At 75.7% G+C, this 19,255-nt stretch carries 16 protein-coding genes; 6 read left to right on the top strand and 10 right to left on the bottom strand.

Annotation, left to right across the window (positions count from 1 at the left end; genetic code table 11):
• The first annotated feature begins 195 nt into the window (after positions 1–195).
• Entirely contained in the window at positions 196–894 is a 699-nt protein-coding gene (locus DT057_RS27760; protein WP_128565324.1) for a GntR family transcriptional regulator, read from the top strand.
• 100 nt (positions 895–994) lie between these two features.
• On the opposite strand, the gene DT057_RS27765 is transcribed toward DT057_RS27760, so the two are convergent.
• The 9 genes from DT057_RS27765 to DT057_RS27805 all read right to left on the bottom strand — a co-directional run bounded on the left by DT057_RS27765 (position 995) and on the right by DT057_RS27805 (position 11,695).
• Positions 995–1,711 (bottom strand): ribonuclease activity regulator RraA, encoded by a 717-nt coding sequence (locus DT057_RS27765; RefSeq protein ID WP_203236394.1) that lies wholly within the window; start codon positions 1,709–1,711, stop codon positions 995–997.
• Between the two features lie 288 nt (positions 1,712–1,999).
• Entirely contained in the window at positions 2,000–2,455 is a 456-nt protein-coding gene (locus DT057_RS27770) for a hypothetical protein (RefSeq protein WP_128565325.1), read from the bottom strand.
• Between the two features lie 156 nt (positions 2,456–2,611).
• Positions 2,612–4,192 (bottom strand): ABC transporter ATP-binding protein, encoded by a 1,581-nt coding sequence (locus DT057_RS27775; protein ID WP_128565326.1) that lies wholly within the window; start codon positions 4,190–4,192, stop codon positions 2,612–2,614.
• Positions 4,189–5,301: an ABC transporter permease gene (locus DT057_RS27780; protein ID WP_128565327.1), complete on the bottom strand. Its 1,113-nt coding sequence runs from the start codon at positions 5,299–5,301 to the stop codon at positions 4,189–4,191. Before DT057_RS27780 ends, DT057_RS27775 begins: the two co-directional genes overlap by 4 nt.
• Positions 5,298–6,221 carry an ABC transporter permease gene (locus DT057_RS27785; protein WP_128565328.1) on the bottom strand — a complete coding sequence of 308 codons (924 nt, stop codon included), beginning with the start codon at positions 6,219–6,221 and terminating at the stop codon, positions 5,298–5,300. The genes DT057_RS27780 and DT057_RS27785 overlap by 4 nt, the downstream gene beginning before the upstream one ends.
• 216 nt (positions 6,222–6,437) lie before the next feature.
• Positions 6,438–8,069, bottom strand: coding sequence for a peptide ABC transporter substrate-binding protein (locus DT057_RS27790; protein WP_128565329.1), 1,632 nt, complete (start codon positions 8,067–8,069; stop codon positions 6,438–6,440).
• Between the two features lie 6 nt (positions 8,070–8,075).
• A complete protein-coding gene (locus tag DT057_RS27795; RefSeq protein ID WP_128565330.1) occupies positions 8,076–8,510 on the bottom strand; it encodes a GlcG/HbpS family heme-binding protein in 435 nt (144 codons plus the stop codon).
• Between the two features lie 219 nt (positions 8,511–8,729).
• Complete coding sequence (gene purU, locus DT057_RS27800) at positions 8,730–9,593, bottom strand: formyltetrahydrofolate deformylase (protein ID WP_128565331.1); 864 nt, start codon at positions 9,591–9,593, stop codon at positions 8,730–8,732.
• A 230-nt stretch (positions 9,594–9,823) separates the two neighbouring features.
• Positions 9,824–11,695 carry an ABC-F family ATP-binding cassette domain-containing protein gene (locus DT057_RS27805; RefSeq protein ID WP_128565332.1) on the bottom strand — a complete coding sequence of 624 codons (1,872 nt, stop codon included), beginning with the start codon at positions 11,693–11,695 and terminating at the stop codon, positions 9,824–9,826.
• 200 nt (positions 11,696–11,895) lie between these two features.
• On the opposite strand from DT057_RS27805, the gene DT057_RS27810 reads away from it, so the two are divergent.
• Together DT057_RS27810 and DT057_RS27815 are read left to right on the top strand one after the other, a co-directional pair.
• On the top strand, positions 11,896–13,227 hold the full coding sequence (locus tag DT057_RS27810; RefSeq protein WP_128565333.1) for a nucleotide sugar dehydrogenase: 1,332 nt from the start codon (positions 11,896–11,898) through the stop codon (positions 13,225–13,227).
• Positions 13,228–13,355: 128 nt separating this feature from the next.
• Positions 13,356–14,042, top strand: a complete 687-nt coding sequence (locus tag DT057_RS27815; protein WP_128565334.1) for a Crp/Fnr family transcriptional regulator — start codon at positions 13,356–13,358, stop codon at positions 14,040–14,042.
• Between the two features lie 21 nt (positions 14,043–14,063).
• Here the strand turns inward: DT057_RS27815 and DT057_RS27820 are convergent, their stop codons facing one another.
• Positions 14,064–14,696 (bottom strand): TetR/AcrR family transcriptional regulator, encoded by a 633-nt coding sequence (locus DT057_RS27820; RefSeq protein WP_128565335.1) that lies wholly within the window; start codon positions 14,694–14,696, stop codon positions 14,064–14,066.
• Positions 14,697–14,887: 191 nt separating this feature from the next.
• Here DT057_RS27820 and DT057_RS27825 point away from each other — a divergent pair, with 191 nt between their 5' ends.
• The 3 genes from DT057_RS27825 to DT057_RS27835 form a co-directional block, all read left to right on the top strand.
• Positions 14,888–16,126, top strand: coding sequence for an HlyD family secretion protein (locus DT057_RS27825; protein WP_128565336.1), 1,239 nt, complete (start codon positions 14,888–14,890; stop codon positions 16,124–16,126).
• Between the two features lie 254 nt (positions 16,127–16,380).
• Positions 16,381–17,952, top strand: coding sequence for a DHA2 family efflux MFS transporter permease subunit (locus DT057_RS27830; protein WP_128565337.1), 1,572 nt, complete (start codon positions 16,381–16,383; stop codon positions 17,950–17,952).
• Positions 17,953–18,295: 343 nt separating this feature from the next.
• A partial coding sequence (locus DT057_RS27835; protein WP_162501529.1) for an ABC transporter ATP-binding protein occupies positions 18,296–19,255 on the top strand: 960 nt, incomplete at its 3' end.

Consider the following 19,255-nt stretch of genomic DNA (forward strand, 5'->3'; position numbering starts at 1 on the left):
GCCTCGCGGGCGCCGGGTGGTCGCCGCGCGGCCGGCCCGCGGAGCCGCGCCGCTCCTCCCGGCCCCGGCCCGGTCGCGCGCCGCGCCGGCAATCCCGCTGCCGGGTGATCTTCCATGGAAGTCGGCATGCCGGTCCGCGAGACGCTGGCGCACGCCCCGCATCATGCGTAGGATCTTCCATGCAAGGAGGCCGCGATGGTGCTGGAACAGGAGCGGGCGATCCCGGAGGAGCGGCCCTCGCTCGTCGGCGACGCCTATCGGGCCCTGCGGGAGGCGATCCGCGAGAACGTCTTCCCGCCGGGCTACCAGGGCTCGGAGCAGGAGATCGCGCTCCGGCTCGGCATGAGCCGCACGCCCGTGCACGAGGCCCTGATCCGCCTCCAGGCGGACGGGCTGGTGCGGGTGCTGCCCAAGCGCGGGGTGGTGATCGCCGCGCTCGCACCCGAGGACGTGCGCGAGATCTACGACGTCACCATCGCGGTCGAGGCCATGGCGGCCGAGCTGATCGCCGGGATGCCCGAGCCCGCGCGCCGGCGCGCGGCCGCGGCCCTGGGCGCGTCGACGGACGCCATGGAGGCGGCGCTCGCGGCCGACGACCTCGCCGCCTGGGCGGCGGCGGACGCGGCCTTCCACCGGGAGCTGGTGGAGGCCTGCGGCAACGGCCGCCTGCGGCGGATCGCCGGCCAGGTCGACGACCAGGCCCACCGGGCCCGGATGCTCACCCTCCGGTTGCGGCCCCGGCCCGTCCGGGCGGCGGCCGAGCACCGCGCCATCGTCGCGGCCCTGCTCGCCGGCGACCCGGCGGGCGCCCACGCGAGCGCCCGCACCCACCGGGTGCGGGCCCGGGACGCGCTGATCCCGCTGATCCGGGAGCTCGGCCTGCGCCACCTGTGAGGCGGCGCTCCCGCCGCGCGCCGGCGCGCGGGCGGGCTCTGGATGCCGGCTCGCCTCGAAGGGGCGCGCCCGCCCGCGCGCGCCGGCGGCCCCGGGCCCGTCAGCGCCCGGTGCGGGCGCGCCAGGCCGCGAAGTCGGCCGCGGCGGCCTCGTCGACCAGGGGGTAGAGGCCGATCACGCCCCGGCCCCGGTTGACCTCCTCGAGCACGAAATCCTCGAACACCGTCATCTCGGCGGCCTCCCGGGCGACCTCGTCGGCGAGCCCGGCCGGGATCACGATCACGCCCTCGCCGTCGCCCACCACCACGTCGCCGGGAAACACCGCGACGTCGCCGCAGCCGATGGGCACGTTGATGTCGAGGGCCTGGTGCAGGGTCAGGTTGGTCGGGGCCGAGGGGCGGCTGTGGTAGGCCGGGAAGGGCAGCGCCGCGATCTCGGGCGAATCGCGAAAACCCCCGTCGGTGACGACGCCGGCCGCGCCCCGCTTCATCAGCCGGGTGACCAGGATCCCGCCGGCGGACGCGGCCCGGGCGTTCTTGCGGCTGTCCATCACCAGCACGGCGCCCTCGGGGCACCGGTCGACGGCGACGCGCTGCGGGTGCGCGGGATCGCGGAACGCCGCCAGGGTGTTGAGGTCCTCCCGCGCCGGTATGTAGCGCAGGGTGTAGGCCTCCCCGACCATCGGCCCGGCATTCGGGTTGAGGGGGCGCACGTCCTGGATGAACTGGTTGCGCAGGCCGCGCTTGAACAGGGCGGTGGCCAGGGTCGCGGTGCTCACGGTCCGCAGCGTCGCGCGGGTCTCGGGGCTCAGGGGCATGGCGAAACGTCTCCCGGTCGGGCGCGCCGGCGCGCCGCCGGCCGCTTGAAGAGGGCGCGCGGCGCGCGCACCGCCCCGCGCGAGCGGAACCGGGGAGGCGGGCCGGCCGCCCGGCCGCCCGCCCCGCGCGCGATCCTCCCCCGACGGGCCGGGCGGCTTCGCCGCTCCGTGGCCGCCGAACCGGGCGGCGCGTGGAGGCCGCATCAAAGCATTAATATTTTAGTGCATCAACCCGGCCGCGTTCCCGGGGCCGGTCCGCGGCGCTCCCGGGCCGGTTTGCGGCGGCGCTCAGCGTCGGCGGGGCGCCGGCGGCGGGGGGGCGGGCTCCTCGCCCCCGTCGGTGTTGCCGACCGCCGCCTTGATGGCGAAGGCGACGAGCGGGCTCGCGACGTCGACCACCTCGGCCCTGGTCAGGCCGGCCTTGGGGTCGTAGGCGCCGACCAGCATCACCGTGCGGCCCTCCTGCCGGGCGAGGTCGAGCCCGTCGCCCGCCACCGCGAGGGGCTTGCCGGAGATCTCCTCGCCCTTCGGGTCGTTAGTGAACAGGACCGCGACCTTGCCGTCCTTCACCACGCCGACGTAGCAGACCTCCGTCGCGGACCGGCACGGGAACAGCAGCGCGGCGCCGGCGTCCGGCGGCGGCGGGGCCTCCCTGGAGGGGCGCGGCGGCTCCTTGGGGCGGGGCTGGGCGAGGGCCGGCCCGGCGAGGGCGGCGAGCAGCGTGAGGGCGAAGGCGGGGCGCATCGGGTCTCGGGTCTCCTCGGCTCGCGGGGTCTCGGCCTCGCGGGGTCTCGGGCCCGCGGGGTCTCGGCCTCGCGCGACCGTGGGCGACGTGGCGCGCCCGCCCGCGCCCGTCAAGGCGCCGCCCGGCGGCGCCCACCGGCGGGGCGGGGCCCGTTCCTAGGCCGGGCCCAGCCCCGCCGCCGCGACCAGCGCCCGGGTGTAGGCCTCCCGGGGCCGCTCGAGCACGTCGGCGGTCGGCCCGCGCTCCACCGCGCGGCCGCCGCGCAGGACCAGCACGGCGTCGGCCAGGGCCCGCACCACCGCGAGGTCGTGGCTGATGAACAGGTAGGCGAGGCCGTGGGCGGCCTGGAGCTCGCGCAGGAGCGCGACGATGTCGCGCTGCACCGTGCGGTCGAGGGCCGAGGTCGGCTCGTCGAGGATCACGAGGCGCGGCCGCAGGATCATCGCCCGCGCGATGGCGATGCGCTGGCGCTGGCCGCCCGAGAAGGCGTGGGGGTAGCGGTGGCGCCAGGCCGGGTCGAGCCGCACCTCCGCGAAGGCCTCGGCCGCCCGGGCGTCGCGCTCCGCCGCGCCGAGGGACGGGGCGTGGACCCGCAACCCCTCGGCGACGATCTCGCCGGCGGTGAGCCGGGGCGAGAGCGAGCCCGTCGGGTCCTGGAACACGGGCTGGAAGCCGCGCCGCAGGGGCCGCAGCTGCCGGCGGTCGAGGCGCGTCAGGTCGCGGTCCTCGACGCGCACGAGGCCGTGGGCCGCGGGCTCGAGGCGCAGGAGCGCCCGCCCGAGGCTCGACTTGCCGGACCCCGATTCCCCCACCACCCCGAGGGTCTCGCCCGCCCGCAGGGTCACGTCGATGCCCGCGACCGCGACGCGGGGCGGCCCGGCCCGCAGGAGGCCCCGGCGGCCCGGATAGGCGACGCCCACGCCCCGCGCCTCGAGCACGGTCGGGGCGCCGGCGGGCGGCGGGCTCTTGCGGCCGGCGGGCTCGGCGGCGAGGAGGTCGCGGGTCTCGGCCGCCCGCGGCGCGGCGAAGAGCCGGTCCGTCGGCCCCGCCTCGACGAGGCGGCCGGCCCGCAGCACCGCGGTGCGCTGGCTGATGCGGCGCGCCAGGCGCAGGTCGTGGGTGATGAACAGCATCGCGAGCCCGAGCCGCTCCTTGAGGCCGGCCAGGAGGTCGAGGAGCTGGGCCTGCACGGTGACGTCGAGGGCGGTGGTGGGCTCGTCCGCGACGAGGAGGTCGGGCTCGCAGGCGAGCGCCATGGCGATCATCACGCGCTGGCGCTCGCCCCCCGACAATTCGTGCGGGTAGGCGCCGAGGCGCCCGGCGGCGTCCCGGAGGCCCACGAGGCCGAGGAGGTCCCGCGCCCGCGCCGCCGCCTGGCGCCGGCCGAGACCGCGATGGGCCCTGAGCGGCAGGCCGATCTGGTGCCCGACCGTGAACAGCGGGTCGAGGGCCGTCATCGGCTCCTGGAACACCATGCCGATGCGGGCGCCGCGGACGCGGTCGAGGGCGCGGCGCGGCGCCCCGACCAGCTCCGTGCCGTCGAACCGGACGGAGCCCGAGACCGCCGCGTCCGCCGGCAGGAGGCCCATCACGGCCAGGGCCGCCTGGCTCTTGCCGGAGCCCGACTCGCCCACGAGGGCCAGGGTCTCGGAGCGGGCGATGTCGAGGTCGAGCCCGTCGAGGGCCGTGAGGCCGGGATAGCGCACCCGCAGGGCCCGCACGGCGAGGAGGCTCATCGCGGCCCCCGCGGGTCGAGGGCGTCCGCCAGGCCCTCGCCGAGGAGCGTCAGCGCCATCAGGGTGGCGACGAGGGCGCAGGCCGGGACGAGGAGCATCCAGGGCGAGGTCTCGATGCTGCGGGCGCCGTCGGCGATCAGCACGCCCCAGCTCGTCATCGGCTCCTGCACGCCGAGGCCGAGGAACGACAGGAAGCTCTCGAGCAGGATCACCCGGGGGACCAGGAGGGCCGCGAAGGCCACCACCGGCCCGAGCGTGTTCGGCACCACGTGCCGGCGCAGGATCGCGGCCGTGGTGAGGCCGAGCGCCTCCGCGGCCCGCACGTAGTCCTGGCGCCGGATCGCCATCGCCTCGGCCCGGACGATGCGGGCCATGTCGAGCCACTCCACGGCGCCGACCGCGAGGAAGATCAGCCCGACCGAGCGGCCGAAGAACACCACCAGCATGATGACGAAGAACACGAAGGGCAGGGCGTACAGGATGTCGACGAGGCGCATCATCACGGCGTCGGCCCGGCCGCCGAGGTAGCCGGCGGCCGCCCCGTAGGCGACCCCGATGCCGAGGGCCACGGCGGTGGCCATGAGCCCGAGCGCCAGCGAGACGCGGCCCCCCGCGAGCGTGCGCGTGAGGAGGTCGCGCCCGAGCCCGTCGGTGCCGGCGAGGAAGCGCGTGCGGCGCAAGGGGGCCTCGACGGTCAGGCGCGTCCCGTCCCCGGAGCGCGCGAGTACCCGGGCGGCGCCGAACAGGTCGGAGCGGGCGAAGTAGGTCAGCACCCGGGCGTCCACGGGCCCGTCGGCGGCGAGCGTCAGGCGCACGGCGTCGGGCCCGACCGCCACGTCCTCGGCCCGCACCCGCATTCGGAAGGCGAGGCGCGCGAGCGCCGGCTCCACGGTCCCGGGGCGCGGGTAGAGGGCGAGGGAGGGCGGGGTCCGGGGGTAGTCGTAGTAGATCCGGTCGTAGGGGTGCCCGGTGAGGAGGGGCCCGACGAGGCAGGCGAGCGCCACCCCGAGGAGCACCGCGAGGCTCGCGCCGGCCAGCCGGTCGCCGAGGAGGCGCCGGCGCACCCGCAGCGCCAGGGAGGCGCCGTCGTCGAGGTCCCGCGCGCTCATCCCTGGTCCCGCACCCGCGGGTCCACCAGGGCGTAGGCGAGGTCGGTGAGCAGGTTGAAGACGAGGACGAACACCCCGATCAGCACCACGGTGCCCATCACCAGCGTGTAGTCGCGGTTGAGCGCCCCGTCGACGAAGTAGCGCCCGACCCCGGGCAGGCCGAACACCGTCTCGACCACCACCGAGCCGGTGAGGAGGCCCGCCGCGGCCGGCCCCAGGTAGGCGACGACCGGCAGCGCCGCCCCCCGCAGGGCGTGGAGCGCGAGCGTGCGGGGCGCCAGCCCGAGGGATCGCAGCGTGCGCAGGTGGGGCCGGCCCGCCGCCTCGACGAGCCCGGCCCGGGTCAGGCGGGCGATCACCGCGACCTGCGGCAGGGCGAGCGTCGCCACCGGCAGGACGAGGTTGCGGGGCGCGCCGTCCTCCCAGCCGCCCACCGGCAGCCAGCGCAGGGTGAGGCCGAAGGCGATCTGGAGCAGCGGCGCCACCACGAAGCCCGGCACGGTGAGGCCGAGGGTCCCGAGCGCCGTCACGGCGTGGTCGAGGGCCGAGCCCCGCCGCCAGGCCGCGAGGCCCCCCAGGCTCACCCCGAGGGCGAGGGCGAGCCCGAGGGCGAGGGCGCCCAGCGTCGCCGAGACCGGGAGGCCGCGGGCGAGGAGCTCCGCCACCGAGAGGTCGCGCACCGAGAAGGAGGGGCCGAGATCGCCGCGGGCGAGCGCCGCGAGGTAGCGCCCGAACTGGACGAGGAGCGGCTGGTCGAGGCCGTAGACGCGCCGCAGGTTCTCCATGGCGGCCGGCGCGAGCGGGCGCTCCAGGTCGAAGGGCCCGCCGGGCGCGAGCCGCACCAGGAAGAACGACAGGGTGACGACGACGAGGAGCGTCGGGACGCCCTGCGCCAGGCGGCGCAGCACGAACGGGATCACGGCCTTGGCATCATGGGGCGGCGACGGTCTCCCGGAGCACGGGGGCCCCGGGGAGGGGCGGTTCCCCGCGGCGATCCGCGGCCCGGACGATAGGCGATCGCGGCCGTTTTGGACAGGCGGCCGGTCCGCCCGGGCCGACCGGGCGCGGCCGGCGCGCGCGGCCTCGCCCCGGCCGCCCCCGCGTCGGGCCGGGGCCGCCCCGCCGCGGCGCCGGCCTCACGGCGCCAGGGACAGCCAGCGGGTCGGCGAGACGCCGCGCAGGTTCGGCCGGAAGCCCCGCAGGCGCGGCGAGACGAGGTGCTTGTGCCGGTAGTGCAGCAGGGGGATCCAGGGCAGGTCGTCGAGGAAGAGCCGTTCGGCCCGGTGCAGGATCCCGGCGCGCCGCGGCAGGTCGGTCTCGCGGGCGGCCTCGCGCATCAGCGCGTCGTAGGCGGGACTGGCGTAGCGGCCGGAATTGAAGCCGTCGTTCTGGCTCTCGACCAGGAACAGGAAGTTCTGCGGGTCGGCGTAGTCGGCGATCCAGCTCATCCGGGCGAGGTCGAAGGGGCCGCCGTCGCGCAGGTACGCGAAGTGGGTCTTGGCGTCGGTGTTGACGAAGGAGGTCGTCACGTTGAGCGGCCGCCACATGTCGGCGACCGCCACCATGGTGTTCCGGTTGTTGTCGGTGGTGTTGTAGCGGACCTCGACCGCGAGGGCCCGGCCGCCCGGCCCGTAGCCGGCCTCGCGCAGGAGCGCCACCGCTTCGTCCTCGCGCTCCAGCGGCGAGCGGTCCCGGCCCGGCATCTCGGGGGGCGGCAGGGCGTTGTCGAGCCCGGCCGGCGTGAAGGAGTAGGCCGGCAGCATCGTCTCGCCCCAGACCACCTCGGCCAGGAACTCCCGGTCGAGGGCGAGCGACAGGGCGCGCCGCACCCGGGCGTCGTCCAGGGGCGCCTTGCGGACGTTGACCATCAGGGCGAGCACGCCGAGGGCGGGGTTGAGCACCACCTGGTCGCCGAAGCGGCTCCTGAGGGAGCGGACCTGGTCGGCCGGCAGGTCGTCGAGGGAATCGATCTCGCCGGCCGCGTAGCGCCGGACCGCCGCGGCGAGGTCGGGGGTCGGGATGTACTCGACCTGCGCGATGCTCACCGCGTCGGCCGCGCGGTAGTGCGGGTTGCGCAGGGCCGTGATGCGGTCGTTGGGGGAGAAGTCCCGCAGCACGTAGGCGCCGTTCGAGACGAGGTTGCCCGGGCGGCTGAAGGCGTCGCCGTGGCGCGCGAGCGAGGGCCGGTGCACCGGCGTGCTCGCCTGGTGGGTCATCAGCTCGAGGAAGTAGGGCGTCGGCTGCTCGAGCGCGATCACCACGGTGCGCGGGTCCGGCGCCGCGACGCCCACGGCCTCCGGCGGCATGGCGCCGCGGTTGACCGCCTCGGCGTGGCGGATCGGCGCCAGGACGCTCGCGTACTTCGCGCCCGTCGCCGGGTCGAGCATGCGCCGGAAGCCGAACAGGACGTCGTCGGCCACGACGGGGTCGCCGTTCGACCAGCGCCCGTCGGGGCGCAGGGTGAAGGTCCAGGTCAGGCCGTCGGCGGAGGTGGTCCAGCCCTCGGCCACGCCCGGCACGAGGTCGCCGCCGCCGTCGTAGGCGGTGAGCCCCTCGTAGAGGTCGAGCAGGATGGTGGCCTCGGCGACCGTCGAGGTCTTGTGGGGATCGAGGGTCTCGGGGTCGGCGCCGTTGCCCCGGCGGTAGACGGACGCGCCGCCCGCCCGGGCGGGCCCGGCGGCCCGGGCGGGCCCGGCGGCCCGCACGGGCCCGGTGGCCCGCGCCAGGGCGCCGGCGCCGAGGCCGGCGAGGAGGTCGCGGCGGCGCATCCGCGCTCAGGCGCCGGGATCGGCCTGGAATCCGGCGGCCTCGATGCCGGCGACCGCCGCCGCCTCGTCGTTGTCGGAGGTGTCGCCCGAGATGCCGACCGCGCCGAGGAGCCGGCCGTCGCGCCGGATCAGCACGCCGCCCGGCACCGGCACGAGGCCCGCGGGCCCGGCGACGTGGGTCACGGCGGCGACGAAGTAGGCCTGGTCCTCGGCCCGCTTGGCGATGGCCCGCGAGCCGAGGCCCAACGCCAGGGCGCCGTTGGCCTTGGCCCCGGCGATCTCGGCCCGCCTGAGGCTGGTGCCGTCCTCGACGCCGGCCGCCTTGAGGGCCCCGCGCGCGTCGTAGACCAGCACCGCGAGCGGCTTCAGGCCCAGGCCGCGGCCGGTCTTGAGGGCGGCCGCCACGATGGTGTTGGCGGCCTCGAGGGTCAGGTCGGACATGCGGGGCTCCGGCTGGGATGGGGCGGCGCGCCGCCCGGTCGCGCCCGCCTTAACCCGGCCGCCCGGGGCGCGCCAAGCGCCGCGACCGATCTGCGAACGCGCCGCGGCCGATCCGGGAACGCGCCGCGGCCGATCCGGGAACGCGCCGCGGCCGATCCGGGAACGCGCCGCGGCCGATCCGAGACGTGCCGCGGCCGCGATCCGGAACGCACCGCGGCCTCAATCCGTGAACACCACGGTCTTGCGCCCGTTGGGGATCACCCGGTCCTCCAGCACGTAGCGGACGGCCCGGGCCAGCACCCGGCGCTCGATGTCGCGGCCCTTGCGGACGAGGTCCTCGGGGGTGTCGCGGTGCGAGATGCGCTCGACGTCCTGCTCGATGATCGGCCCCTCGTCGAGGTCGCCCGTGACGAGGTGCGAGGTGGCGCCGATGAGCTTCACGCCGCGGGCATGCGCCTGGTGGTAGGGCCTGGCGCCCTTGAAGCCCGGCAGGAACGAGTGGTGGATGTTGATGCAGCGCCCCGCGAGCCGGCCCGCGAGGTCGTCCGAGAGGATCTGCATGTAGCGGGCGAGCACCACGAGCTCGGCGCCGGTGTCCTGGACCAGCCGCCAGAGCGCGGCCTCCTGGGCGGGCTTGGTCTCCGGCGTGACGGGCAGGTGGTGGACCGGGAGCGTGCCGAAATCGGTGTGGCCGTAGGTCTCGCGGGGGTAGTTCGAGACGACGGCGCAGACCTCCATGGGCAGTTCGCCGATGCGCCAGCGGTACAGGAGGTCGTTGAGGCAGTGGTCGAACCGGGAGGCGAGCAGCATGACGCGGCGGCGCTCGGCCCGGTCGCGCAGGGTCCATGCCATGCCGAAGCGCCGCGCCACCGGCGCGAAGCCCGCCGCGAGCGCGTCCGCGGCGACTGGCGCCCCGACCGGGTTGAGGACGATCCGCATGAAGAAGCGGCCGGTCTCGACGTCGTCGAACTGCTGCGCGTCGAGGATGTTGCAGCCGGCCTCGAACAGGTAGGCCGACACGCCGGCCACGATCCCCGGGACGTTGGTGCAGGACAGGGTGAGGACGAAGGAGGGGGAGGTCATGGGGCCGCGCCGTCCGGGTGGACCGGCCCGCCGGGAGCCGGTCCGCGCGGCGCGGGCCCCGCCCCCGGGCGGGTGCCAGAGAGAATGCCCGGGGGTTCTCCGCCGAAACCCCGCGACGCGTCAAAGGACTTTTTCGCGCACGACGGCTCCGCGCGCGGGCGGGTGGGCCCGGGGGGCCTGGGGGCCGCCCATTTCGGGCGCCCGTCCGGTGCCGCTTGGGCGCGAGGGCCTCACCCCTCCGCGGCCTCCATCTCCCCGCTGAGCGCCAGCCACTCCTCCTCGGCCCCGCTCAGCGCCGCCGCGGCCTCGGCCCGCATGCGGGCGAGCTCGCCCGCCTTGGCGGGGTCGGTGCGGAAGGCCTGGCCGTCCGCGAGGGCCGCGTCGATCTTGGCGATGGCGCCCGAGAGCTTGGCCATGCGGGCCTCGATCCCCTCGAGCCGGCGGCGCAGGGGGGCGAGCGCGGCCCGGCGCCCGGCGTTCTGGCGGCGCTCGACGGCCCTGGCGCCGCCGGCCGGCTCGCTCTCGCGGGCCGCGTCCGGCTCGGGGCCGGACAGGACGAGGCGGCGGTAATCGTCCATGTCGCCGTCGAAGGGCCGCACGGTGCCCTGCGAGACCAGCCAGAGCCGGTCGGCGCAGGCCTCGACCAGGAAGCGGTCGTGGGAGACCAGGATCACCGCGCCCTCGTAGTCGTTGATCGCCTCGACCAGGGCCTGCCGGCTCTCGATGTCGAGGTGGTTCGTCGGCTCGTCGAGGATCAGGAGGTGGGGCCCCGCGAAGGCGGCGAGCCCCATCAGCAGGCGGGCCTTCTCGCCGCCGGAGAGCTGGGAGACCGGCGTGTCGGCCTTGTGGCCCGGGAAGCCGAGGCGGGCGGCGGCGGCCCGCACCTTCGCCTCGGGGGCCTCCGGCATCAGGTCGCGCACGTGCGCGACGGCGCTCTCGGCGGCCCTGAGCTCGTCGAGCTGGTGCTGGGCGAAGTAGGCGACGTTCATCTTGCCCCAGCGCTTCATCTCGCCCGAGAGGGGATCGAGCCGCCCGCCGATGAGCTTGCAGAAGGTCGACTTGCCGTTGCCGTTGGCGCCGAGCAGGGCGACCCGGTCGTCGGGGGCGAGGGACAGGTTGAGGCCCGACAGCACCGTGCGGCCGGGATAGCCCGCCGCGACCCGCTCCATGGCGACGAGCGGGGGCGAGAGCGGGCGCTCCGGGCTCGGCAGGTGGATCACCGGCACGTCGTCCTCGATGAGCGCCGCGATCGGCTCCATCTTGGCGAGCCGCTTCATGCGCGACTGGGCCTGCCGGGCCTTGGTGGCCTTGGCCTTGAAGCGGTCGATGAAGCTCTGGAGGTGGGCGCGCTCGGCCTCCTGCTTGACCCGGGCCTTGGCCTGGAGCGTGCGCTTCTCGGCGAGCTGGCGGGCGAAGGCGGTGTAGCCGCCGCGGTAGAGGCCGAGGCGGCCGCGGTCGAGGTGGAGGATGTGGTCGACGCTCGTGTCGAGGAGGTCCCGGTCGTGGCTGATGATCATCGCCGTGCGGGGGTAGCGCTCGAGGTAGTCGTAGAGCCAGAGCGTGCCCTCGATGTCGAGGTAGTTGGTCGGCTCGTCGAGGAGCAGGAGGTCGGGCTCGGAGAACAGCACGGCGGCGAGGGCCACCCGCATGCGCCAGCCACCCGAGAAGTCCGCGCAGGGGCGGCCCTGCGCCTGCGCGTCGAAGCCGAGCCCGTGCAGGATCGCGGCGGCCCGGGCGGGCGCCGAGTGGGCCTCGATGTCGACGAGGCGGGTCTCGATCTCGGCCCGGCGCAGGCCCCCGGCGGTCTCGGCCTCGGCCATCAGGCGGCGGCGCTCGGTGTCGGCGGCGAGCACCACGGCGTGCAGGGTCTCGGGGCCGGCCGGCGCCTCCTGGGCGACGCCGCCGATGCGCGTGCCCTTCGGCAGGCCGATCGCGCCGCCCTCGCTCGGGATCTCGCCCTGGATGATGCGGAACAGGGTGGTCTTGCCGGCGCCGTTGCGGCCGACGAGGCCGACCCGGGCCCCCTCGGGGATCGCGAAGCCGGCATGGTCGAGGATCAGGCGGTCGCCGATCCGGTAGGTGAGGTCGTTCACGCGGAGCATGGCGGCGTTGTGGGGGCGGGGAGGCCGGGAGGCAAGGGGAGGGCGGGGCCGACCCCCGGCGCGCGGGGCGCCCGCCCCCGGCCCGCCACCGCCGGGACGGAACCGGCGGCGCGCGCGGAGCGCCGGGGCCCGGCCGGATTGACAGCGACCCCGCCATGCCCCGTTAAGCGGACGGCATGGTCGTCGAGACGAGGACAGCAATGGCCACCCCTGCCGAGACCCTCGCGGCGCGCCTGCGCGAGCGCCGGGCGCAGATCGGCATCGTCGGCCTCGGCTACGTCGGGCTGCCCCTGGCGCTCGCGGCCGTGCGGGCCGGCTTCCCGGTGCTCGGCTTCGACGTCGACCTCGGCCGCGTCGAGGCCCTCAACCGGGGCGAGGGGGCCTTCCACCACATCCCGGGCGAGGCGCTGGCGCGGGCGCGGGCCGCGGGCGCCTTCGCGGCGACCGCGGACCTCGCGCGGCTCTCCGAGCCCGACGCGGTGCTGATCTGCGTGCCGACGCCGCTGACGCGCCACCGCGAGCCCGACCTCACCTACGTCGAGGCCACCGCCCGGGCGATCGCCGCCGCCCTGCGGCCCGGGCAGCTCGTCGTGCTCGAATCCACCACCTACCCGGGCACCACCGCGGAGGTGATGCGGCCGCTCCTGGAGGCCGGGGGCCTGCGGGTCGGGCAGGACGTCTTCCTGGCCTACTCCCCCGAGCGCGAGGACCCGGGCAACCCCGAGTTCGGCACCGCCCAGATCCCCAAGGTGGTAGGGGCCGACGACCCCGCGTCCCGGCGCCTCGCGGAGGCCCTCTACGGGGCGCTCACGGTCGCGACCGTGCCGGTCTCCTCGGCGGCGGCCGCCGAGGCCGTGAAGCTCACCGAGAACGTCTTCCGCGCCGTCAACATCGCCCTCGTGAACGAGCTGAAGCTCGTCTACGACGCCATGGGCATCGACGTCTGGGAGGTGATCGCGGCGGCCGCCACCAAGCCCTTCGGCTTCATGGCGTTCCAGCCCGGGCCGGGGCTCGGGGGCCACTGCATCCCGATCGACCCGTTCTACCTCGCCTGGAAGGCGCGGGAGTTCGACGTGCCGGCCCGCTTCGTCGAGCTCGCGGGCGAGGTCAACACCCGGATGCCCTACCACGTGGTCGAGCGCCTGGCCGCCGCCGTCGACCGCACCGGGCGCGCCTTCTCGGGCGCCCGGGTGCTGGTGCTGGGCCTCGCCTACAAGCGCAACGTCGAGGACACCCGGGAGAGCCCGTCCCTGAAGCTGATCCGGCTGATCGAGGCCCGGGGGGCGCGCGCCCTCTACCACGACCCCCTGGTGCCGGTGCTGCCGCCGACCCGCGAGCACCCGGAGCTGGCGGGGCGCCGCTCCCAGGCCCTCTCGCCCGCGCTCCTGGCGGGCGTCGACGCGGTGCTGATCGCCACCGACCACGACGGCGTCGATTACGGCATGGTGGCGGCCCACGCCCCCCTGGTGGTCGACACCCGCAACGTCATGGCCCGCCGCGGCCACGCCGGGCCGACCATCGTCAAGGCCTGAGCGGGGCGCCGGCTCCGCGAAAAAGCCGTCCCGCGGGCGACCAATCCCGTGGGACGTGGCCGCGAACCCTGGCAAGCAGGACCGCGTCGTGGCAAGAACGAAACAGGCGTGCGGGTGCGGGGATCACCATGGGACGGCTCGGAGTCTTTCCGTTCTTCAAGGAAGCGGGCATCGACCTGACCCCGTTCGAGTCGCGCTGCATCTGGCGCCGCTTCGAGGCGAACGAGATCCTGGTCGACTTCGACGATGCCTCGACGGACGTGTACTTGCTCGCCGCCGGCGAGGTCCGCATCCTCAACCGGACGCAGTCGGGCAAGGAGGTGATCCTCGGCGAGATGCGGGGCGGGGAGTTCTTCGGGGAGCTCGCCGCCATCGACGGGGTGAGCCGCTCGGCCAACGTCACGGCGCTCACCCGCGGCGAGCTCTGCGTGGTGCCGGCCGGCGTCTTCCGCCAGATCGTGTTCGCGGCCCCGCCGATCGCCGACCGGCTCCTGCGGCTGCTCGCCAAGCGCGTGCGCATGCTCAACGCCCGCCTGATGGAGCACGCGGTCCTCGACCTGCGCCACCGCCTCTACGCCGAGCTCCTGCGCCTGTCCTCGCCCCGGGCCGGCTCGGACGGCGAGCGGGCCGTGAGCCCGCCGCCCTACCACCACGTGCTCGCCGCCCGCATTGGCTGCCGCCGCGAGCAGGTGACGCGCGAGTTCACCATCATGGCCCAGGAGGGCCTCGTCGACCGCACCCGCGGCGCCCTGGTCCTGCGCCGCCCCGACCTGCTCGAGGCCCGGGTGGCGGAGGCGCTGCGCGAGGACGCCTGAGGGGGCCCCTCGCGCCGGCGCTCAGTCCGGCCCGTAGCCGGCCAGGAACACCCGCACCGCCTCGCCGACCCAGTACGCCTTCTCGGCCTCCGTCGGCGGGGCGCCGACCGCGAAGAGCAGGCGGCGCATGGTGGTGGCGGCGCAGAGGTCGAGGAAGAAGCGCGCCGCGAGGTCGGTGTCCATCGGGCGCAGGCGCCCGGCCGCCACCTGGGCGTCGAGGTAGGCCCGCAGCCGCGAGCGGCCCTGCACCGGCCCGGCCTCGTAGAAGGCCCGCCCGAAGCGCGGGAACTTCTCGGAGGCGCCGATCACCATGCGGACCGAGGCGACGTGGTCGGGGCGCGCCATGGCGTCGATCAGGCTCGAGCCGAGCCGGCGCAGCACCGCCGCCACGTCCGGGTCGTCGCGGTCGAGGCGGAACAGGTTCTCGGCGAGCGTCCGCTTCTCCTCGAGCGTCAGCGCCTCGAACAGGGCCTCCTTGCTGTCGAAGTAGACGTAGAGCGTGCCCTTGGAGACGCCGGCCGCCTTGGCGATCGCCCCCATGCTGGCCCCGTCGAAGCCGCTGGCGAGGAAGACCTCCCGGGCCCCGTCCAGGATCTGGCGGCGCTTGTCGGTGTCGACCGCCGGGGCGGCATCCAGGGGGGCATCGCTCGTCATCGAGGCACCATTGTGTCGGGGAACCGGCCCGGCGGTCAACCGAGGGGCGGTCCGGACCCCCGTTCAAGCGCGTTGACCGAACCGTTCGGTCAACGTAGTATCGCGAGCGTCCGGCCCGGCGTCAATCGGCGCGAGCGGGCCCGCGCTGCGGGCGGGCCCGGCGGGCGGCCTCGGGGATGGCGATCAGCACCATGGCGTTTCGCGAAGACTACGCGCAGGGCCGCCCGGCGGCTCCGGCGGCGGCCGCAGCGGCTCCGGTGGCGGCTCCGGCGGCCGCCCGAAGCCCGGCCGAGGCCGCCCCGCCGGCGCGCCGGCGGGTCCTGCGCCGGCTCGTCGTCGCGACGCTGCTCCTCGGCGCCGCGGCGTTCGGGGCCTTTGAGGGCGCCGACTGGTACAAGGTCGGGCGCTTCTTCGTCGCGACCGACGACGCCTACGTGCAGGCCGACATCTCGACGCTCGCCGCCAAGGTCTCGGGCTACCTCGACGCGGTGCCGGTGGTGAACGGGCAGGCGGTCCGGGCCGGCGACGTCATCGCCCGCATCGAGGACGGCGATTACCGCCTCGCCCTCCAGGCCGCCGAGGACAAGCTGGCGACGCAGCGGAGCACGATCGTGCGCATCGGCCGGCAGGTCGAGGCCGCCCGCGCCCAGGTGCTCCAGGGCGGGGCGCAGATCGAGGCCGCCAAGGCCGACCAGGTCCGGGCGGCGGCCGACTACCAGCGCCAGATGCAGCTCGCCCAGTCCGAGTTCGCGGCCCGCTCGCGCCTCGAGCAGGCGCGGGCCGACCGCGACCGCCAGGACGCCACCGTCAAGGGCGCGGAGGCCAACCTGACCGCGCTCCAGGCCAACGTGGCGGTGCTGGAGGCGCAGGGCCGGGAGGCCGAGAACCTCGCGGCCGAGCTCAAGACCGCGGCCGACCGGGCCCGGCGCGACCTCAGCTTCACGGTCCTGCGCGCGCCCTTCGACGGCGTGATCGGCAACAAGGCGGTGGAGGCCGGGGCCTACGTGGCGCCGGGCTCGCGCATCGCCGCCCTGGTGCCGCTCCAGAGCGCCCGGGTCGACGCGAACTTCAAGGAGACCCAGCTCGCCCGGGTCCGCGTCGGCCAGCCGGTCCACATCCGGGTCGACGCCTGGCCCGACCGCGACATCCAGGGCACCGTCGAGAGCCTGTCGCCGGCCTCCGGCTCGGTGTTCAGCCTGCTGCCGCCCGACAACGCCACCGGCAACTTCACGAAGATCGTGCAGCGCCTGCCGGTGCGGGTGCGGGTGCCCGAGGCGGTCGCCCGCGAGGGCCTGCTGCGCCCCGGCCTCTCGGTGGTGGTGCGGGTCGACACCCGCGGCCTCAGGGACGACCAGCCGCCGGCCCCGATCGCGCCGCTCCCGGCGGTCTCGGAGGGCGCCCCGGCGGTCCGCACCGCCGGCCGCCGCTAGAGCATTTTCCGGCGAAGTGGACACCGGTTCGCCGCAGACAATGCGGCAGACTCGAAAACATGGAGCAGCGGCCGATCGCAGCGTGATCGGATGCTGCTCCAGGGCGGTGCCCGACGACGGGGGCGCCGGTTCGCCGCGGCCCCCAAGGGGCGTCGCCCGCACGGCGGGTCCGGCCGAGGCCGTTCGGTTCCCCCCGCATCTCCCCGCGACGTGCCGTTGCCGGTCCGTCGGACGCTCCTGAGGACAGCTCCGTCATGGCCGCCACCGCCGCCACCGCCGCCCCCGCCGACCCGCCGCTCGACCGCCGCCGCATGGTGGCGTTCGTCTGCATGGTGTTCGGGATGTTCATGGCGATCCTGGACATCCAGATCGTCTCGGCGTCCCTGGCGGAGATCCAGGCCGGCCTCTCGGCCTCGGCCGACGAGATCCCGTGGGTGCAGACGAGCTACCTCATCGCCGAGGTGATCTCGATCCCGCTGTCGGGCACGCTGTCGCGGGTGCTCTCGACCCGCTGGATGTTCGTGATCTCGGCCGGCGGCTTCACGCTGATGAGCCTGATGTGCGCCGCCTCGTCGACGATCGGCGAGATGATCCTCTGGCGCGCCGCGCAGGGCTTCATCGGCGGCGGCATGATCCCGACGGTGTTCGCCTCGGCCTTCACGATCTTCCCGCCGTCCAAGCGCTCCATCGTGTCCCCGATGATCGGCCTCGTGGCGACCCTCGCCCCGACCATCGGCCCGACGGTCGGCGGCTACCTCACCGACCTGTTCAACTGGCACTGGCTGTTCCTCGTCAACATCGTGCCGGGCCTCTTCGTCACGGTCTCGACCTACCTCCTGGTCGATTTCGACAAGCCGAACCTCGACCTGCTCAAGCGCTTCGACTGGGCCGGCCTCGTCCTGATGGGGGCGTTCCTCGGCTGCCTCGAGTACGTGCTGGAGGAGGGGCCGACGCACGACTGGTTCCAGGAGGAGGCGATCTTCCTCGCCGGGATCGTCTGCGTCGCCGCGGGGGCCGGGTTCTTCTGGCGCGCCTTCACGGCCGCGCAGCCGATCGTCGACCTGCGCGCCTTCTCGGACCGCAACTTCGCGGGCGGCTGCCTGTTCAGCTTCGTCATGGGCATCGGCCTCTACGGCCTGACCTACCTCTACCCGGTCTATCTCGGGCGGGTGCGGGGCTACTCGGCCCTCCAGATCGGCGAGACGATGTTCGTCTCGGGGCTGTGCATGTTCGCCACCGCGCCGATCGCCGGGCGCCTCTCGGGCAGGGTCGACCCGCGCATCCTGATGGCGCTCGGGTTCGCGGGCTTCGCGGCCGGCACCTGGATCGTCACCGGCATCACCAGGGACTGGGACTTCGCCGAGCTGCTGCTGCCCCAGGTCCTGCGCGGCTGCTCGCTGATGCTGTGCATGATCCCGATCAACAACATCGCCCTCGGCACCCTGCCGCCGGCCCGGATGAAGAACGCCTCGGGCCTCTACAATCTCACGCGCAACCTCGGCGGCGCGGTCGGGCTCGCGCTCATCAACACCGCGCTGAACGACCGCTGGGACCTGCACCTCGCCCGCCTGCACGAGCGCTTCACCTGGACCAACCCGATGGTGCTGGAGCGCCTCGACGCCCTGACCCGCGGCTTCTCGGGGCTTGCCGGCAACCCGGACGCCATGGCCCTCAAGGCGATGATGAACACCGTGCGGATGCAGGGGCTGCTGATGAGCTTCGCGGACGTGTTCCTGCTGCTCACCGTGCTGTTCGCGGCGATGGCCTGCGCCACGCCGCTGATCCGCCGGCCGCGGCCGGGAGGAGGGGGAGCGGGCGCGCACTGACGCGCCGGCCCGGGAGCCGGGCCCCCGGGGCCGGGGCGTCGAGACGAGGAGCGTCTCTCTCCTGGCCGGAGAGAGACGCCGAGTCTGCGACACGTCTCGGGAGGAGATGCGCGGCCCGCCCGGATCGAGCGATGCGGCGGGCGGGAGGCCGCGCGTGTCCCGACCGGAATACGTCCTGCGCCGCAGCGCACACAAGCCGCACGGCCACCCGACCTTCGTCCCGGGGCGGCGCCGGGACGCGGCCCGGGCCGCCGGCCCGGCGCCCGAGGCTTGACGCGCCGGCGCCCTTGCCCCGTATGTGGGGCTCCCTCCACTGCCCGCCGCGCGCGGCCGCCCGGACGACGTGACGACGCAAGCCGCTCCCGCCGAACCGCCCTCCTCCTCCGGCCGCCTCCGGTTCGACGGGGTGACGAAGCGCTTCGGCGCGCACGTCGCGGTCGACGACGTGACGCTCGACCTGCCGGCGGGCGAGTTCTTCTGCCTGCTCGGGCCCTCCGGCTGCGGCAAGTCCACGCTGCTGCGGCTGCTCGCCGGCTTCGAGGACCCGAGCCGGGGGCGCATCCTCCTCGACGGGCGGGACCTCGCCGGGACGCCGCCGCACCGGCGGCCCGTCAACATGATGTTCCAGTCCTACGCCCTGTTCCCGCACATGGACGTCGCCGGGAACATCGCCTACGGGCTGCGCCGGGAGGGCATGCCCCGCGCCGCCGTCGCGGCCCGCGTCGCCGAGCTCGTGCGCCTCGTGCAGCTCGACGGGCTGGAGGCCCGCCGGCCCGACCGGCTCTCCGGCGGCCAGCGCCAGCGCGTGGCGCTGGCGCGGGCCCTGGCCAGGCGGCCCCGGGTGCTGCTCCTCGACGAGCCGCTCGGCGCCCTCGACCGGTCCCTGCGCGAGGCGACGCAGGGCGAGCTGCGGGCCCTGCAGCGCCGGCTCGCCACCACCTTCGTGGTCGTCACCCACGACCCCGCCGAGGCGATGACGCTCGCCGACCGCATCGGCGTGATGGAGCGCGGCCGGCTGGTCCAGGTCGGGCCGGCCCAGGCCCTCTACGAGCGCCCCGCCGGCCGCTACGTCGCCGGGCTCCTCGGCGACGTGAACCTGATCGAGGGCCGGCTCGGGGAGGGCGGCGCCGGGAGCCTGCGCCGCCTCGACACGCCCCTCGGCGCCCTCAGCGGCCACGACCATCACGGGGCCGGGGCGGCGGGGGACGCGGCGCTCCTCGCCCTGCGGCCCGAGCGCCTGTCCCTCCGGCCGGAGCCCGAGGCCGGCCCGGCCGACGCGGCCGGCCCGGGGCAGGCGGCCGGC

Source organism: Methylobacterium crusticola (assembly GCF_003574465.1).
Taxonomy (GTDB): Bacteria; Pseudomonadota; Alphaproteobacteria; order Rhizobiales; family Beijerinckiaceae; genus Methylobacterium; species Methylobacterium crusticola.

Coding starts and splice junctions, on each gene's coding strand:
- purU (WP_128565331.1), bottom strand. CDS start 9,593: ATGACCTCCCCCTCCTTCGTCCTCACCCTGTCCTGCACCAACGTCCCG.
- DT057_RS27795 (WP_128565330.1), bottom strand. CDS start 8,510: ATGTCCGACCTGACCCTCGAGGCCGCCAACACCATCGTGGCGGCCGCC.
- DT057_RS27825 (WP_128565336.1), top strand. CDS start 14,888: ATGGCGTTTCGCGAAGACTACGCGCAGGGCCGCCCGGCGGCTCCGGCG.
- DT057_RS27765 (WP_203236394.1), bottom strand. CDS start 1,711: ATGCCCCTGAGCCCCGAGACCCGCGCGACGCTGCGGACCGTGAGCACC.
- DT057_RS27760 (WP_128565324.1), top strand. CDS start 196: ATGGTGCTGGAACAGGAGCGGGCGATCCCGGAGGAGCGGCCCTCGCTC.
- DT057_RS27790 (WP_128565329.1), bottom strand. CDS start 8,069: ATGCGCCGCCGCGACCTCCTCGCCGGCCTCGGCGCCGGCGCCCTGGCG.
- DT057_RS27820 (WP_128565335.1), bottom strand. CDS start 14,696: ATGACGAGCGATGCCCCCCTGGATGCCGCCCCGGCGGTCGACACCGAC.
- DT057_RS27770 (WP_128565325.1), bottom strand. CDS start 2,455: ATGCGCCCCGCCTTCGCCCTCACGCTGCTCGCCGCCCTCGCCGGGCCG.
- DT057_RS27815 (WP_128565334.1), top strand. CDS start 13,356: ATGGGACGGCTCGGAGTCTTTCCGTTCTTCAAGGAAGCGGGCATCGAC.
- DT057_RS27810 (WP_128565333.1), top strand. CDS start 11,896: ATGGCCACCCCTGCCGAGACCCTCGCGGCGCGCCTGCGCGAGCGCCGG.
- DT057_RS27780 (WP_128565327.1), bottom strand. CDS start 5,301: ATGAGCGCGCGGGACCTCGACGACGGCGCCTCCCTGGCGCTGCGGGTG.
- DT057_RS27775 (WP_128565326.1), bottom strand. CDS start 4,192: ATGAGCCTCCTCGCCGTGCGGGCCCTGCGGGTGCGCTATCCCGGCCTC.
- DT057_RS27830 (WP_128565337.1), top strand. CDS start 16,381: ATGGCCGCCACCGCCGCCACCGCCGCCCCCGCCGACCCGCCGCTCGAC.
- DT057_RS27805 (WP_128565332.1), bottom strand. CDS start 11,695: ATGCTCCGCGTGAACGACCTCACCTACCGGATCGGCGACCGCCTGATC.